General features: G+C 68.8%; 15 protein-coding genes and 1 tRNA gene. 6 read left to right on the top strand and 10 right to left on the bottom strand.

All coding sequences use genetic code 11. From position 1 onward, the window contains the following. Positions 1-89: 89 nt before the first annotated feature. The 4 genes from VGC56_RS16255 to VGC56_RS16240 form a co-directional block, all read right to left on the bottom strand. Positions 90-165, bottom strand: a tRNA-Lys gene (locus VGC56_RS16255). 361 nt (positions 166-526) lie between these two features. Continuing rightward, positions 527-1,186: a transcriptional repressor LexA gene (gene lexA / locus VGC56_RS16250; RefSeq protein ID WP_464126547.1), complete on the bottom strand. Its 660-nt coding sequence runs from the start codon at positions 1,184-1,186 to the stop codon at positions 527-529. A 43-nt stretch (positions 1,187-1,229) separates the two neighbouring features. After that, positions 1,230-1,865 carry an anthranilate synthase component II gene (locus tag VGC56_RS16245; protein WP_464126546.1) on the bottom strand — a complete coding sequence of 212 codons (636 nt, stop codon included), beginning with the start codon at positions 1,863-1,865 and terminating at the stop codon, positions 1,230-1,232. 18 nt (positions 1,866-1,883) lie between these two features. Next, the gene (locus VGC56_RS16240) at positions 1,884-3,836 is read right to left on the bottom strand and encodes a SurA N-terminal domain-containing protein (protein WP_464126544.1); all 1,953 of its coding nucleotides are present in this window, start codon (positions 3,834-3,836) and stop codon (positions 1,884-1,886) included. A 155-nt stretch (positions 3,837-3,991) separates the two neighbouring features. Between VGC56_RS16240 and tpiA the strand changes: the two genes are divergently transcribed. Continuing rightward, on the top strand, positions 3,992-4,741 hold the full coding sequence (tpiA, locus tag VGC56_RS16235; RefSeq protein WP_464126543.1) for a triose-phosphate isomerase: 750 nt from the start codon (positions 3,992-3,994) through the stop codon (positions 4,739-4,741). A gap of 145 nt (positions 4,742-4,886) precedes the next feature. After that, the gene (gene secG, locus VGC56_RS16230) at positions 4,887-5,273 is read left to right on the top strand and encodes a preprotein translocase subunit SecG (RefSeq protein WP_464126542.1); all 387 of its coding nucleotides are present in this window, start codon (positions 4,887-4,889) and stop codon (positions 5,271-5,273) included. 4 nt (positions 5,274-5,277) lie between these two features. Here the strand turns inward: secG and VGC56_RS16225 are convergent, their stop codons facing one another. Further along, complete coding sequence (locus VGC56_RS16225; protein WP_464126539.1) at positions 5,278-6,537, bottom strand: FAD/NAD(P)-binding protein; 1,260 nt, start codon at positions 6,535-6,537, stop codon at positions 5,278-5,280. Between the two features lie 134 nt (positions 6,538-6,671). Between VGC56_RS16225 and VGC56_RS16220 the strand changes: the two genes are divergently transcribed. Beyond that, on the top strand, positions 6,672-8,315 hold the full coding sequence (locus VGC56_RS16220) for a CTP synthase (RefSeq protein ID WP_464126538.1): 1,644 nt from the start codon (positions 6,672-6,674) through the stop codon (positions 8,313-8,315). 61 nt (positions 8,316-8,376) lie between these two features. Here VGC56_RS16220 and VGC56_RS16215 read toward each other — a convergent pair whose 3' ends face one another. From VGC56_RS16215 to VGC56_RS16200, 4 genes are all read right to left on the bottom strand, one after another. After that, positions 8,377-9,189, bottom strand: a complete 813-nt coding sequence (locus VGC56_RS16215) for an ATP-dependent Clp protease proteolytic subunit (protein WP_464126536.1) — start codon at positions 9,187-9,189, stop codon at positions 8,377-8,379. Between the two features lie 38 nt (positions 9,190-9,227). Then, complete coding sequence (locus tag VGC56_RS16210) at positions 9,228-9,443, bottom strand: hypothetical protein (RefSeq protein ID WP_464126535.1); 216 nt, start codon at positions 9,441-9,443, stop codon at positions 9,228-9,230. Between the two features lie 115 nt (positions 9,444-9,558). After that, positions 9,559-9,906, bottom strand: a complete 348-nt coding sequence (locus VGC56_RS16205) for a hypothetical protein (protein ID WP_464126533.1) — start codon at positions 9,904-9,906, stop codon at positions 9,559-9,561. A 114-nt stretch (positions 9,907-10,020) separates the two neighbouring features. Then, positions 10,021-10,461 carry a hypothetical protein gene (locus tag VGC56_RS16200; RefSeq protein WP_464126532.1) on the bottom strand — a complete coding sequence of 147 codons (441 nt, stop codon included), beginning with the start codon at positions 10,459-10,461 and terminating at the stop codon, positions 10,021-10,023. Between the two features lie 626 nt (positions 10,462-11,087). Here VGC56_RS16200 and proS point away from each other — a divergent pair. The 3 genes from proS to VGC56_RS16185 all read left to right on the top strand — a co-directional run bounded on the left by proS (position 11,088) and on the right by VGC56_RS16185 (position 14,467). Then, positions 11,088-12,410, top strand: coding sequence for a proline--tRNA ligase (gene proS / locus VGC56_RS16195; protein ID WP_464126530.1), 1,323 nt, complete (start codon positions 11,088-11,090; stop codon positions 12,408-12,410). A gap of 118 nt (positions 12,411-12,528) precedes the next feature. Further along, entirely contained in the window at positions 12,529-13,779 is a 1,251-nt protein-coding gene (locus tag VGC56_RS16190; RefSeq protein WP_464126528.1) for a lipoprotein-releasing ABC transporter permease subunit, read from the top strand. A gap of 13 nt (positions 13,780-13,792) precedes the next feature. Beyond that, entirely contained in the window at positions 13,793-14,467 is a 675-nt protein-coding gene (locus VGC56_RS16185) for an ABC transporter ATP-binding protein (protein ID WP_464126628.1), read from the top strand. A gap of 30 nt (positions 14,468-14,497) precedes the next feature. Here the strand turns inward: VGC56_RS16185 and VGC56_RS16180 are convergent, their stop codons facing one another. Next, positions 14,498-15,460 (bottom strand): NAD(P)/FAD-dependent oxidoreductase, encoded by a 963-nt coding sequence (locus tag VGC56_RS16180; RefSeq protein ID WP_464126526.1) that lies wholly within the window; start codon positions 15,458-15,460, stop codon positions 14,498-14,500. Between the last annotated feature and the right edge of the window lie 88 nt (positions 15,461-15,548).

Here is a 15,548-nt window from a genome sequence, read left to right as displayed (position 1 = left end):
GCGTCTAGCATGTCGCTAGCACGAGAGCGTCCGCAGCATCTAAATCGCTAAGCGGCCTGTCCTACCTAGTTGTTTTCTTTTGGAGAAGGTGGTGGACGCACTAGGGCTCGAACCTAGGACCCGCTGATTAAGAGTCAGCTGCTCTACCAACTGAGCTATGCGTCCATGCCTGTCGGGCAGAGCGCGCATCTAGAGGGGCTTCGGGCGGATTGCAACCGCCTCTGCGCACTAGATTTGCGATGCGATCAGGGCGGCCGGCGCGCTCCGCCCGACGGCGCGCGTCATCCCGGCGAAAGCCGGGATCTCTCTCCGGAAGAGGCGCTATCCCGTTCTCCCGGGGAAGACCGGACCTCTACGCGGGAGAGGCGCCGGTGCCCTTCACCCGACGAGATCCCGGGTTTCGCGTTCCCATCAAAGTAGTACTTTGATGGGGTCCCTCCCGGGATGACGGGGAACTTCCGCCCCTTCCCCTCACCCACGTCAGTTGGCTGAAGGGAGGGGGAGGGGGCCTAGCCTTCGGTCAGTATCAATACCGCCGCAGCAGCCCGGCCAGGCGGCCCTGGATGCGGACCTGGTCGGGGCGGTAGCGCTGCGGATCGTAGCGGCGGTTGGCGGGATCGAGGCGGATCATCTGGCCTTCGCGGCGGAAGGTCTTGAGCGTCGCCTCATTGTCGTCGATCAGGGCGACGACGATCTCGCCGTCGCGCGCCGTCTCGGTCTTGCGCACCAGGGCATAGTCGCCGTCGAGAATGCCTTCGTCCACCATCGAATCTCCGGCCACTTCGAGCGCATAATGCTCGCCCGGGCCGAGTAGGGCGGCGGGGACGGGAAGCGTATTCTGACCCTCGATCGCCTCGATGGGGAGGCCGGCGGCGATGCGGCCGTGGAGCGGCAGCTCGACGACGCTGTCATTGGCCGCCTGGGGCACCGGCACGCCGCCCGTCCTGGTGGTGGCCGCGATGCCGCCCTTGCCGTCGGGGAGGCGCAGGATCTCCAGTGCGCGCGCCCGGTTGGGCAGCCGGCGGATGAAGCCGCGCTCTTCGAGCGCCGAGATCAGCCGGTGGACACCGGACTTTGACTTGAGCGCCAGAGCGTCCTTCATCTCCTCGAACGAGGGCGAAACACCGCTCTCGCCAAGGCGCTGGTTGATATACGTCAGAAGCTCGGATTGCTTGCGGGTCAGCATCGCTCATCCCCCTATGGAACACACGCTGAACCTATAGGAAACATCATGCGCGGCTGTCAAGCGCCTGTTCTACTTTTTTCTGCGCACCCTGTTCAGCGTCCGTTTCCCCCCGACACAGGGTGAGGAAGTTAGCCAGCAAGGCGTGCCCCTGCGCGCTCGCCACGCTCTCTGGATGGAACTGCACGCCGTGCAGCGGCAGGTCCGCGTGGCGCAGCCCCTGCACGCTCCCGTCGTCCGCAATCGCGTTGACGATAAGCTCCGCCGGCAGGCCCTCCGCCGCCACCGTTAGCGAATTGTAGCGCACCGCGTCGAAGGGGGAGGGGAGGCCTGCGAAGAGGCCGCTGCCGTCGTGGCGGATCGACGAGACCTTGCCGTGCATCGGCCGCGGCGCGCGCAGGATCCTGCCGCCGAAATGGACGGCGATCGCCTGGTGCCCAAGGCACACGCCGAGCAGTGGCCGCCGGGCCGCCACGCACGCCGCCACGAGGTCCAACGAAATCCCCGCCTCTTCCGCCCGCCCGGGCCCCGGCGACAGCAGAAAGCCGCGCGCCCCGCTCGCCAGCGCCTCGTCGGCGCTCAGCGCGTCGTTGCGCACCACCCGCACCTCGGCGCCGAGCGCGTCCAGGTAATGGACGATGTTCCAAGTGAAGCTGTCGTAATTGTCGACGACGAGGATCACCGGCCCCGGACCGCCGCTTCAGCTGGTCGGGCGGTTGCCGGCGAGCTCGCCCTTCAACTTGGCGAGCGCGGTCTCGTTGCGGCGGATCTTCAGGCTCGCGCGGATCGCCCCGACCAGCTGCTGGGCATATTCGTCGCCAAGGCCTGCCGTGAGCTCGCCGCGTGCCTTTTCGACCTCTTCGGGTCCCTTGGCAGCGTCGCCGGGCACGATGGTGTCGACATAGACGATGAGCCAGCCGCGGTTCTGCGGCGCGGGGATCATCTTCGCCTTGCCGCGCGGGAGGCTGAACAGCACTTGCAGCGGCGGGGACGGGGGCTGGCCGGGCTTGGCGATGTCGCGGCGAACGGCGGTGACCGGCTGCAGCGGCGGCAGCGCGACATTGGCCTGGCGGAACGCCTCCGCCGGCGCGACGCCGGCGTTGATCTTGGAGACGATCGATTGCGCCACCGCCTTGGCACGATCGGCGGCGCGCTGGGCGACGACGTCGGCCTTCACCTGCGGCTGGACCTTGGCATAAGGCGGCGGCGCCGCGGCGATGACCTGCGAGACGCTGACGAGCGCATATTTCTGGTTCGGCAGCACCGGTGCGATCTGCGGCGGCTCGTTGGCGCCGAGCAGCGACGCGCCCTTCAGCACCGCGGCGAATTCCGGCGGCACCTTCCAGTCCTGCGCGTCGGGCGCGCCGCCCGCCGCCGTCACCGCCGGAGTCTGAACCACCGCCAGCTTCTCGTCGCGCACCACCTGGTCGAAGCTCGCGCCGTCGCCGACCTTGTTCTCGATGCGGGCGGCAAGCTCGGCGAGCAGCGCCTGCCCCTTCTGCGCCTCGAGCCGCGTGGCGATCTCGCCCCTGACCGAAGCGAGCGGCTTGCCGGCGACGGTCTTGACGTCCTCGACCTTGAGGATGTGCCAGCCGAGCGGGTCGCGGATCGGGCCGACGGTCGCGCCCTTCTGGGCGGCGAAGACGGCGTTGGCGACGGCGGCGGAGCTGAGCTTGGTCACCTCGTCGCGTGTCTTGGCGCCGAGCGCGATATCGGCGGCGCCGAAGCCGACCTGCTGCGCCGCCTGCGCGAACGGCGTGCCGCCCGCGAGCTTCTGCTGGAAGGCCTTGGCGGCGGCGTCGCTGGTCAGCACCACCTGCGACAGCGTCCGCGTCTCGCGCGGGCCGTAATTCGCCTGGTCGCGGTCGTAGGCGGTCTGTACTTCGGCGTCGGTCGGCTTGGCCGCAGCGCCCAGCGTGTCGATGCCGAACAAGGCGTAGCGGATCACGCGGCGCTCCGGGATCGTGTAGCGGGCGACGTTCTTGCGGTAATAGTCAGCGACTTCCTGGTCGGTCGGCTCGTTGCCGCCGCCCATCGCCGCGGCCGGCACGCCGCCGACGCTGCCGGTGCGCGATTCGAGGCGCAAAGCGGCATATTGCAGCGCCAGCGCCTGCGGCACAGAGGCCGAGCCGCCGGCGGGGAGGGCGACCTGGCGCTCGATCAGCCGCGTCGAGATCTCCTTGCGCAACTGGTCCTCGGTGATCCGCTCGCGCTGCAGCGCCGCCAGGAACAGGCCCTGGTCGAACTTGCCGGCGGCGTTCTGGAAGGCGGGAATGGCGGCGATCTGCGCGTCGACCATCTTCTTCGAGGCGACGATGCCGACCGAATTGGCGAAGTCCATCGTCGCCGCGGCGCTGATCATCTGCTCCAGCACCTCGTCGACGGCGCCGCGACGGACGAACTGGGCCATGTCGAGCTCGGGCTGCTGCTGGCGGAAGCGCTCGAGCTGGCGCTGGGTGTTGTCCCTGAGGTCGTCGCTGGTGATCGCTTCACCGCCGACCTTGGCGACGGTGGAGGCGCCGAGGCCGCCAAGCTCGCCGAGGCCGCCCATGCCGCCGGTGCCGAAGCCGGTGATGACGATCGCGACCAGGCTCAGGAACAGCACGCCCAGCATGATCTTGGACATGATTCCGCGACGAAAGAAGGTGAGCATGGATTTCCCTGGACTGACGGAGAGCTTGGCGAGGTCATAGAAGGCGCGCCGCGGCCCGGCAAGCTTGGCAGGCCCACCCTTGGCAGAGCCCACCCTTGGCAGAGGGAGTCGGCGTTGCTAGGCGGCGAGGGTCCAACCGGGAGCCTTCCGCCAACATGCACGTCCGCCGCAAGCTCGTCGCCGGGAACTGGAAGATGAACGGCAGCCGCGCTGCCCTGGCCGAGCTTGCCCCCATCGCCGCCGCCGCGCGGGAAGCCGCCGGGGTCGACGTTGCTTTGTGCCCGCCCTTCACCCTCATCACCCTCGCCATCGCCCGCGCCGGCGGCATCTCGATCGGCGCGCAGGATTGCCATTCGGCCGCGTCCGGCGCCCATACCGGCAACGTCTCGGCCGCGATGCTGGTCGAGGCGGGCGCGAAGCTGGTCATCGTCGGCCATTCCGAGCGCCGGCAGGACCAGTGCGAGAGCGACGATTTCGTCCGCGACAAGGCGGAGGCCGCGCTCGCCGCCGGGCTGCAGACGATCCTGTGCGTCGGCGAGGTCGAGGAGGAGAGGGTGGCCGGCACCCATTGCCAGAAGGTGCTCTACCAGCTCGATCGCTCGCTGCCCGAGCTGCGCGCCGACGCGGAGCTGGTCATCGCCTACGAGCCGATCTGGGCGATCGGCACCGGACGCACCGCCACCCCGGCAGACGCGATCGAGATGCACGCCGTCATCCGGGAACAGCTCGCCGCCCGCTTCGGGGACGCCGGCCAGCGCATCCGCATCCTCTACGGCGGCTCGGTCAACGCCGCGAACGCCGCCGGCCTGTTCGCCTGCGACAATGTCGACGGCGCCCTCGTCGGCGGCGCCAGCCTCACCGCCGAGGCCTTCGTGCCGATCATCGAGGCGGCGGCGAAGAGTTGAACCTGGGGCAAGGTTCCCCTAAGTCCGCGCAACCCGTCGCCCCAGCGAAGGCTGGGGCCCAGGGGGATTAGCCGCCGCGCTTTTCACCCACGGGGAGGCCAGCCTTCCGCTGGCATGACGATCTCACACCCGACCCGAGGCCCGCATGTACACCTTCCTCCTGATCGTCCAGACGCTGATCGCCGCCGCCATGGTCGCGGTGATCCTGATGCAGCGCTCGGAGGGCGGTGGATTGGGCGTCGGCGGCAGCCCGTCCGGCCTGATGTCGGCCCGCGGCGCGGCCGACTTCCTGACCCGGGCGACCGGGATCCTCGCGACCCTGTTCGTCGTCCTGTCGATCATTCTCTCCGGCCTCGCCACCTTCCAGCGCGCGCCGGTCCAGATCGATCCCAACGTCCGCGCGCCGGTCTCGAGCGGTCAGCCCCTCGCGCCGCGGACCCTGCCGCCGGCCGGCTCCCTCGGCGGTCCCGCCCAGACCCCGCCGCCCGCCAAGGCGCCGGCGCCGAAGGGCGGCGTCCCCCTCGCGCAGTAAGGCGCTAGCCGGCGAGGCTCAGGGCAACGTCGCGCACCTGGTGGCGGATGTCCGGCACCGCGACGATCTCCCACAAGGCCCCCTTCGTGAGCGGCCCCACCGCGTAAATGCGGTCTGAGGCCGCGCCGTCGGCCCCGATCACCCGGTGCGACGAGTCGACGTCGAGCCCCAGCCCCAGCGCGTCCGGCCGCGCCAGCCCCGCGTCGAGCAGCTGCCGGACCAGCGGATCGCCGATGCGGGCGATGGCCCCCTCCGGCCCGGTGCAGTTGATCGCCCCGGCGACCGCGAAGCGCCGCTCCCCGCCGCCGCGCAGCGCCACCGTCACGCTCTCCGCATCGCCGCCGCGGACTCGCCCGGCCAGCACTTCGAGCCGCCCTTCGCCGATCAGCGCCTCGATCCGCCGCGCCACGGGCGGCGCGATGCGGTGGCGGTGGACGTCCCACCACGGCCGCAAATGCCGTAGGAAGCGCTTCTTCTCGTCGATGGAAAATCCCCGCCACAGATACTGGCTGTGGGGCCGCAGCGAATCGACCGCCGCCCGCCACGGCGCCCCCGCCCGCGTCTGGCGCACGAGGTCGCCGAGCCTCGGCGGGGCCTCCACCGCGTAAGGCGGCGACGCCGGCTCCTCATGCGGCCGCGGCAGCAGGCCCCGGCGCGAGACCGCCACCATCCGCCCGCGACAGCCTTCGTCCACCAGGGTCAGCGCGACATCGACCATGGTGAGGCCGGTGCCGACCAGCAGCACGTCCTTCTCCTGCCCCGCCATCGCCCGAATCGCCTCTATCCCTTCTCGACTCCACGGATCATCCACGGCCGGCACCTCGACCTTCGCCGGCAGCCGTCCGCCATAATTCCCGCCGGCGAGGATCAAGGCGTCGAACGCCAGCCGCGCCCCGTCCGCCAGCACCAAGGCCCCGTCCGCGACCGCCACTGCCTCACCCGCCACCCGGCGCACCCCCGGCACCGCCGCCAGCACGCCCTCCAGATAGCGCCGATAGTCTCGCCGCGGCACGAACGTGTCCGGCCCGCCGATCCCCTCGGCCTCCACCCACCGCACGAAATGGTCGGGCTCCCCGGCAAAGGCGCTCATCCCCCGCGCCCGCACGTTCAGGAGATGCGACCCGCTGGTGGTGGAATAAGCCGCGCCCGCCGCGAACGTCCCGCGCCTGTCGACGAGCGCGATGTCGGCGCCGGGCACCGCCCGCGCCGCCTCCACCGCCGCCATCGTCCCCGAATATCCCGCCCCGACGATCGCTATCTTCATGGCCAAGCGGCCTAGCCGCGCCAGGCGGCCGCGTCACCCTCGGCCTGCAACCCGCATCGAAGTGCCACTTCGATGCGAATATTCGAGTCTGCGCCCTTGCCCCCGGGCCCTTCGCCCGCTTATCCGGGGCTCCCATGGCGCGGTTCATTTTCATCACCGGCGGCGTGGTCTCCTCGCTCGGCAAGGGCCTGATGGCGGCCTCCCTCGCGGCGCTCCTCCAGGCGCGCGGCTACAAGGTCCGCATCAGGAAGCTCGACCCCTATCTCAACGTCGATCCCGGCACGATGTCGCCCTATCAGCATGGCGAAGTCTATGTGACGGACGACGGCGCCGAGACCGATCTCGACCTCGGCCATTACGAGCGCTTCACCGGCGTCCCCGCCCGCCAGTCGGACAACGTGACCTCCGGCCGCATCTACCAGGGCATCCTCTCGAAAGAGCGGCGCGGCGATTATCTCGGTGCCACCGTCCAGGTCGTCCCCCACGTCACGAACGCCATCAAGGAATTCATCCGCGGCGATCTCGACGCCGATCTCGATTTCCTGATCTGCGAGGTGGGCGGCACCGTCGGCGACATCGAATCGCTCCCGTTCATCGAGGCGATCCGCCAGTTCAGGAACGAGGAGGGGCGCGACAACACCCTCTCCATCCACACCACTTTGGTCCCCTACATCGCCGCCGCCGGCGAACTGAAGACCAAGCCGACCCAGCATTCGGTGCGCGAACTCACGTCGCTCGGCATCCAGCCCGAAATCCTCCTCTGCCGCGTCGACCGCGAACTGCCCGAGAGCGACCGCGCGAAGATCGCCTTGTTCTGCAACGTGCGGATGGAAGCGGTCATTCCCGCCCTCGACGCCAAGTCGATCTACGCCGTCCCCGCGCAATATTCGGAGGCCGGCCTCGACCACGAAGTGCTGCGCGCCTTCGGCCTCGCCGAGACCGCCCCCGCCCTCGACATGCGCCGCTGGGACGACGTCGCCGACCGCCTGTTCAACTGGGAAAGCGAAGTGACGATCGGCGTCGTCGGCAAATATGTCGGCCTCCAGGACGCCTACAAGTCGCTAACCGAGGCGCTGGTCCACGGCGGCATGGCCAACCGCGTCAAGGTCAACATACGCTGGCTCGACGCCGAACTGTTCGAGCATCCCGAGACCGACATCCCCTCGCAACTCGAGCCGGTCCACGGCATCCTCGTCCCCGGCGGCTTCGGCGAGCGCGGCAGCGAAGGCAAGATCGCCTCCGTCCAATTCGCCCGCGAGCGCGGCGTCCCCTTCTTCGGCATCTGCCTCGGCATGCAGATGGCCTGCATCGAAGGCGCGCGAAACCTCGCGGGAATGAAGGGCGCCGGCACCACCGAATTCGGCGAAGCGGAAGAGCCCGTCGTGGGCCTCATCACCGAATGGATGAGCAAGGAGGGCCTGCGCGAACGGCGGGAAGCGAACGGCGACCTCGGCGGCACCATGCGCCTCGGCGCCTACGAAGCGGTACTCGCCGGCAACAGCCACGTCGCCAGCATCTACGGCGCCGCGCACATCTCGGAACGCCACCGCCACCGCTACGAAGTCAACGTCCACTATCGCGGCGCGCTGGAGGAGGGGGGGCTGCTTTTCACCGGCATGAGCCCGGACGGGGCGCTGCCGGAGATCGTCGAACGGCCGGACCATCCATGGTTCGTGGGGGTGCAGTTCCACCCGGAGCTGAAGAGCAAGCCTTTCGAGCCGCACCCTTTGTTCGCGAGCTTTATCGAGGCGGCGGTGAAGCAGAGCCGGTTGGTGTGAACCGAGGCCGGGGGATCAGTGGCCGCCGCGGGGCGACGCCGGCAAGTCCTCGCCCGTCGCTCTAGGCGGGAGCCCGGCCAACGGCCGCTCCGCACCTCGGCAGCGGCTTCGCGGCGACGTTCGCCGGCGGTTCGCTCGCCGCGGCATCGTACTCGGGCTGGAATGCGTCGCGAAAGCCCAGCCCCCGAAGATCGTCCCGAAGTGCCGACGCGGTCGGCCAGTAGCCGCTTACGTTGCGGACACCCAGGCGCTCGAGTTGGTTGTGGTTGAGAATGACGGTGCTGTGCTGCCAGCCGATCCCGTAGCGCCCTGCGTCGGCGACCGCCCTTGAAGGGTCCTCCACGATGCAGAGCGGCTTCATCATCGCGGCGGTGACGAGAGGCAGGCGGGGATCGACGCCCAAGCTCAGGTAGAAGCGTCTCTCGGCCTCTTCGACGCGCGCGAAGACCTCTCCCCCACGCGGCAGCCCCGAAGCCTTCAGATACTCCGCCATGCTGGTGGCGCTGGAATGGAAGGAGACGATGGAGTGCGGTTCGATCTCCTTTGCCGCACCCGCGATGAATATCTGCGTACAGGCCGAGATGCACATGCCGCGGACCACCACCTTGAGCTTGGCGCGCGCGACGGCCGAAGCAATCGGCAGGACCTGGTCCCCCTCGCCGCCGGGGCTGTTGATGACGAGCGTGTCGAGCGCGGTCGCCGGCTGGACGAGGCTGCGATAAAGAGCCGCGGCGGCGTCTCCCTTGAGCTCGCCCGCGAAGAAGAGGGTGCGGCCTTCCTGCCGAACCGTGAACGGCTCCGCAGTTTGGGCAGCCCGGCAGGATCCGGCGACGAGCGAGGCGAGAAGCGCAATGGCGAAAGACGATTTGCGCACGTACTGTTCTCCGTGGTCGATCCGGGTCGGCGCTGCGGCTAGATCCGGTTCCAGTACAACCGGAATCCGATCAGCCCGGCACAGGCGACCAAAGCTCCGCCGGCGATCTTGACGATGCCGGAGGTGGAGTGAAGGTCGCCCTCCGAGATGAGCAGGAACGCGGCATAGAGCGAAAGAAACCCGGCGCCGCTGGCGATGCCCAATATGACCCGTTCGCGCTCGAACGCGCTGGCGATATCGAAAGGGTCCATCATCCGTCGCTTTCCAAGCTCAGAGCGTACAACGGCCGTCAACGATGTTGGAGCCCCTCCGTTTCCGGAGGCTCCCCGCTCGCTAAAGCAGGTCCAAGCATTGGTGCCGAGCGCCTTCCTAGGCCGCCAGGCCGCGGCTGAGCCGGATGAGGTACGAATAGGGGCCGCTCACCCGGTATCGCGCATCGGCCGCCGAATCCACTTTCTCGATTTCCACGAAGGCATCCTCCCACCGGAGATATCTCGGGAGCGGCGGCGTCCAGCGTTCAGGCGCAACGCTTTTTCGGAAGCGGCTACGCTCGAGACGCAGCCTTAGCATGTGGACCGCATCCGAGCCGCAAAGCAGCTGCGCGGTATCCGAAAAGCGGAGCATCGCGAGCCCACCACCGAAACCGGACATCACGTAAATCGGATATTCGGGTCGAAAAGCGGCCGCCACAGCGCCGACGACAATTGTCGCCGCCACCAGAACGACCGCCTTCCGCCAATCTGACAATAGCAAGATCCAGCCACTGGCCCCCCGCCTTACATAAGAGATAGAGATCGGGCTAGTAGACATCCAGGAATCCTGCTGCAGTGTTTATTGAAGCGCGGAGTCAATGCTCTGTAGAACCTGAGGCCCGTAGGTGTAGACCGCATAACCGGCAGCTGCTCCCACAACGACGCCCACCGCCACGCCGACAGGACCGGCAAGTGCACCATATTCCGCGCCGATCACGCCATATTCCACGGCCATTCCGATCCCTTCCGCCGCGGCGGTGCCGTACTCCGCGCCGGTATAGACGCCGCCAGCGGTCGCGATAGCACCCCATCCCCAGTTGAAGGAATCAGAGCTGCTGCTCCCGGCACCGCTCCAGTCGGCGGTGAGGCCATAGAAGGTGTTGCCGTCGTCGCTCCACTCCTCGGTGAAAACCGACCCATCGCTATTGGTGTACGAAACGAACTTGTTGCCGCCGGCAACATCTTTGATCTCTTGGTCCGTCAAACCACGCAAAGGCGGGCGCTCCAGCCCCTCCCGCACTCTTTCTCGCGGTTGCCGCGGGGCTCGGCCAGGTCCCGCCGGCGCGATCGCTGGGTCCCGTCGTCGCATTTTCCGGTGAAAGTCCGGTGAGGGGCCCGTTCGCAGCCGGCAGCGACCCGGCTCCCGCCCGGCATCCGCACGGTAACGGCCCGGCAGTGACCCGGCACGCGCCCGGCAAGCACCCCGCAGCAGCACGGCACCCATCCCGCACCCCTCCTGCCCCGGGGCCAAGTACCACTTGGCCCTGAACGACAAGTGCCCGGGCATCGCTGCCCGGGCACCCGTTTGACGACCGTGAGGCCGTCAACCCCCTTGTAGCGGAACCCTCCGCCCGCACGCGCCGCCACCTCGCTTGGCGACACGGGGCAGGAAGCCTCCCCGAACCGGGGCCTTCGAGCCCTCGCTTCGTGGGGACGTGCTAGGACCCGGCCGCGCCCCGTGTCACGCCCTTATCAAGCACTTGTGCTGTTTTGCTGCCACCCTGTGTCGGGGCGGCAACAGCGGCCGCGCCGCCCGCCGGCGCGTGCACCAGTCCAGTGCGGTTGCCCCCCGCGGTTGCCATGCCCGCGCCCGCTCCGTAGAGGCTCGAACCTCGCTCCCGCCTTGCCAAGGACCGCCGCCCGAAGATGCGCCTTTCCCGCTACTTCCTCCCCGTCATGAAGGAGACGCCCGCCGACGCGCAGGTCGTCAGCCACCAGCTGATGCTCCGCGCCGGCCTCGTCCGCCAGACCGCCGCCGGCATCTACGCCTGGCTGCCGCTGGGCAAGCGCGTCCTCGCCAATATCGAGCGGATCGTCCGCGAGGAGCAGGACCGCGCCGGCGCCATCGAGATGCTGATGCCGACGCTCCAGGCCGCAGACCTGTGGCGCGAGAGCGGCCGCTACGACGCCTACGGCCCCGAAATGCTGCGCATCGCCGACCGTCACGGCCGCGACATGCTCTATGGGCCGACCAACGAAGAGATGATCACGGCGCTCTTCCGCGATGCCGTGAAGAGCTACCGCGACCTGCCGCGCATCCTCTACCACATCCAGTGGAAGTTCCGCGACGAAGTCCGCCCCCGCTTCGGCGTGATGCGCGGCCGCGAATTCCTGATGAAGGACGCCTACAGCTTCGATCTGGACGAGGCCGGCGCCCGCCACAGCTACAACCGCATGTTCATCGCCTACCTGCGCACCTTCGCGCGGATGGGCCTCACCGCCATCCCGATGCAGGCGGACACGGGGCCGATCGGCGGCGATTTGAGCCACGAATTCATCATCCTGGCCCCCTCCGGCGAGAGCGAGGTCTTCTACCACAAAGCGTGGGAGGCGGACCGTTCGGCCGAGGCGCAAGGGGTCGACGCGGACGACGCCGAGACGCTCCAGGCGTTCGTCGGCGGCCTCACCCGCGACTATGCCGCCACCGATGAGAAGCGCGACGAGGCCCGCGAGGCCGCGGCCGGCGCCGACCTCAGGACCTCGCGCGGCATAGAGGTCGGCCACATCTTCTATTTCGGCACCAAATATACCGCCGCCATGGGCATGACCGTCCAGACCGCCGACGGCGGGCAGGTCCACCCGGAGATGGGCAGCTACGGCATCGGCGTCTCCCGCCTCGTTGGCGCGCTCATCGAGGCGAGCCACGACGCGTCCGGCATCGTCTGGCCCGAGGCGGTGGCGCCGTTCAAGGTCGGCCTCATCAACATGCGCGCCGACGACCCGCGCTGCGCCGCAGCGGCCGACGATCTCTACGCAAAGCTCCACTCCGCCGGCGTCGAGACCCTCTACGACGACCGCGACGAGCGCGGTGGCGCCAAGTTCGCGACCATGGACCTGATCGGCCTCCCCTGGCAGCTCATCCTCGGCCCCAAGGGGGTCGAGCGCGGCGTCGTCGAACTGAAGCGCCGCGCCACCGGCCAGCGCGAGGAGCTCAGCGTCGAAAGCGCCCTGGCGAGGCTGGCGGGATGAAGGCTGCCGCAACAAAGCCCCTCCCCTTCAGGGGAGGGGTTGGGGTGGGGCCTGTCTCCACGCAGAGGAATCCGACATCCCCCACCCCCGGCCCCTCCCCTGAAGGGGAGGGGGGAAGGTGATCCTCAACCGCTACGAGCGGATGATCGCGCGGCGCTATCTCCTCCCCGGCAAGGGCGAGGGATTCATCTTCCTCGTCGCCGCCATCAGCCTCATCGCCGTCATGCTCGGCGTCGCCGCCCTCATCGTCGTGATGAGCGTGATGAACGGCTTTCGCGCCGAGCTGTTCGACAAGATCATCGGCTTGAACGGCCACGCCGTCGTCCAGAGCTATGGCGGCCGCCTGCCCGACTGGCAGCAGATCCTCGCCGAATCCAAGCGTACCCCCGGCGTCGTCTCGGCCACCCCGCTGGTCGAGCAGCCGCTGATGGGCAGCTATTCCGGCCGCGTCGAAGGCGTGCTGGTACGCGGCATGCTCCCGCAGGACATCGCCGCCAACAAGGTCCTCCAGGGCAAGATCGTTCAAGGCTCGATGGCCGAGGTGAAGCCGGGCTCCGGCAATGTCGCGATCGGCGCCCGCCTCGCCGAGGCGCTCGGCGCCAGCGTCGGCGGCCAGATCAGCCTGATCAGCCCCGAAGGCCCCGCCACCCCGTTCGGCACCGTCCCCCGCATCGTCTCCTACCGCATCGCCGCGATCTTCGAAGTCGGCGTCTACGATTACGACAAGGCGTTCGTGATCATGCCGATGAGCGACGCGCAGACGTTGCTGATGATGGGCGACACCGTCTCGATCATCGAAATCCAGACCGAGGACGCGGACAAGGTCGACAAGATCCTCCACCCGCTCGTCCTCCGCCTCCAGGGCCGGGCCTTCCTGAGCGACTGGCGCTCGCAGAACAGCTCCCTCTTCCAGGCGCTCGAGGTCGAGCGGGTGGTGATGTTCGTCATCCTCTCGATCATCATCCTTGTGGCCGTGTTCAACATCCTCTCGTCGCTGATCATGCTGGTCCGCGCCAAGACCCGCGACATCGCCATCCTGCGCACGATGGGCGCCACCCGCCGCGCGCTGCTCAAGGTGTTCATGACCGTCGGCGTCACCATCGGCGTGCTCGGCATCTTCGCCGGCCTGCTCCTCGGCGCGCTCTTCCTTTATTTCCGCCAGGGGCTGGTGAACTTCGTCCAGATGCTGACCGGGCAGAACCTCTGGGATCCGTCGGTCCGCTTCCTCACCGAGCTCCCCTCGAAACCGGACCCGGTCGAAGTCGCCGCCATCGTCGGCATGGCGCTCCTCTTCAGCTTCCTCGCCACCCTCTACCCGGCCTGGAAGGCGGCCAGCACGGATCCGGTCCAGGTGCTCCGCTATGAGTGACCCCGGTGTGGCCATCCAAGCGGCCATCCTCTCGGTCCGCGGCCTGAAGCGCAGCTTCCAGCAGGGCGGCGTCACTATCAACGTGCTGCGAGGGCTCGATCTCGACGTCCGCGCCGGCGAGATCGTCGCTCTCCTCGGCCCGTCGGGCTCGGGCAAGTCGACCCTGCTTCAGGCGGTCGGCCTGCTCGAGGGCGGCTTCGAAGGCTCGATCCGCATCGAAGGCGAGGAGGCGGCGAGCCTCGACAATGACGGCCGCACGCGCCTGCGCCGCGACGCCCTCGGCTTCGTCTACCAGTTCCACCATCTGCTGCCCGATTTCTCGGCGCTCGAGAACGTCGTCCTGCCGCAACTCATCAAAGGCGCCACCGACGCCGAGGCGCGCGACCGCGCGGCGAGCCTCCTCACCACCCTTGGCCTTGCCGAGCGCCTGACCCACCGCCCGTCCAAGCTTTCGGGCGGCGAGCAGCAGCGCGTCGCCGTCGCCCGCGCGCTCGCCAACCGCCCGCTCCTCGTTCTCGCCGACGAGCCGACCGGCAATCTCGACGAGAAGACGGCCGACATCGTCTTCGCCGAATTCCTCCAGCTCGTCCGCGGCGAAGGCAGCGCCGCCCTCGTCGCCACCCACAACGAACGCATCGCCGCCAAGATGGACCGCATCCTCCACCTCCACGAGGGCCATCTGGAATAGGGCAGGGGGGACCGGCGGCGCCGACCCGCTTCAGGCCCCTTCGGAAGCCTTGGCGCGGATCGAGCCGCTCAGCCGCTCCCGCAGGATCGGCCGCTCCTTCGCCAGATCGTTGCGGATCGTCGTCGCCGCGACTCCGCCTTCCCCCATGGCGTGGCTGATCTGGTCGAGGCCGAGCACCACGTCGCCCGCCGCATAAAGCCCCGGCACCGATGTCCGCTGGTGGCTGTCGACAACCAGCACGCCCTCCTTCAGCGTCGCCCCGACCTGCTGCGCCAGCTCGACATGGGCGTCGGAGCCGAGGGCGGGATAGACGCTGTCGAACGTGTAATGGCCCTCCGGCGTGTCGACGACGATGCACTCGTCGTGCGCCGCCACGGCCTGGCACGGTCCGTCCACCGCCTCGATGCCGAATTCCGTCAGCCGCGCCTGGTCGTCCGCGTCCAGCTCGTGCGCCCGATCCGGCGCGATCAAGGTAATGTCCGCCGTGAATCCACGCAGGAACACCGCCTCGGCAACTCCCCGCCCGCCGCTGCCGATCACGCCGATCCTTTTGTCGGTGACTTCATAGCCGTCGCAGACCGGGCAATAGCGGATCAGCCCCTTTGCCAGCGCCGCGTCGTGCAGATCCTCATCCATCGGCGGCCGGCGGTTGGTCACGCCCGTGGCAAGCAGCACGGTCCGGGCCATCACCGATCCCTCGCCCCATTCGGCGCGAAAGCCGCCGTCGATCCGGTCCAGCCGCGTCACCCGGCCGGCGACGATCGCGGCGCCGTACATCTGCGCCTGCTCCGTCATCCGCGCGATCAGCTCCTTGCCGGAGATGCCGCCGGGATAGCCGGCATGATTGTGGGTGCAGGGGATGAGGCTCGCCCGGCTCTTCCCCGCATCTACCACCCGGATCGAGAGGTGGTAGCGGGTGAGGTAGATGGCCGCGGTGAGGCCGGCGGGGCCGCCGCCGATGACCAGGCAATCGTAGCAGGGCTCTTCGCTCATGGCCGGCACCAGCGCCGCGGGCTGCGACAAGTTCCCGTCTGGCACGGGGGCCGCGGTAGGGCTAGCCTCGCGCCCGACCAGCCGGAGC

Source organism: Allosphingosinicella sp., assembly GCF_036403745.1.
Lineage (GTDB): Bacteria > Pseudomonadota > Alphaproteobacteria > Sphingomonadales > Sphingomonadaceae > Allosphingosinicella.
This window is presented reverse-complemented; position numbering and strand designations above follow the sequence as displayed.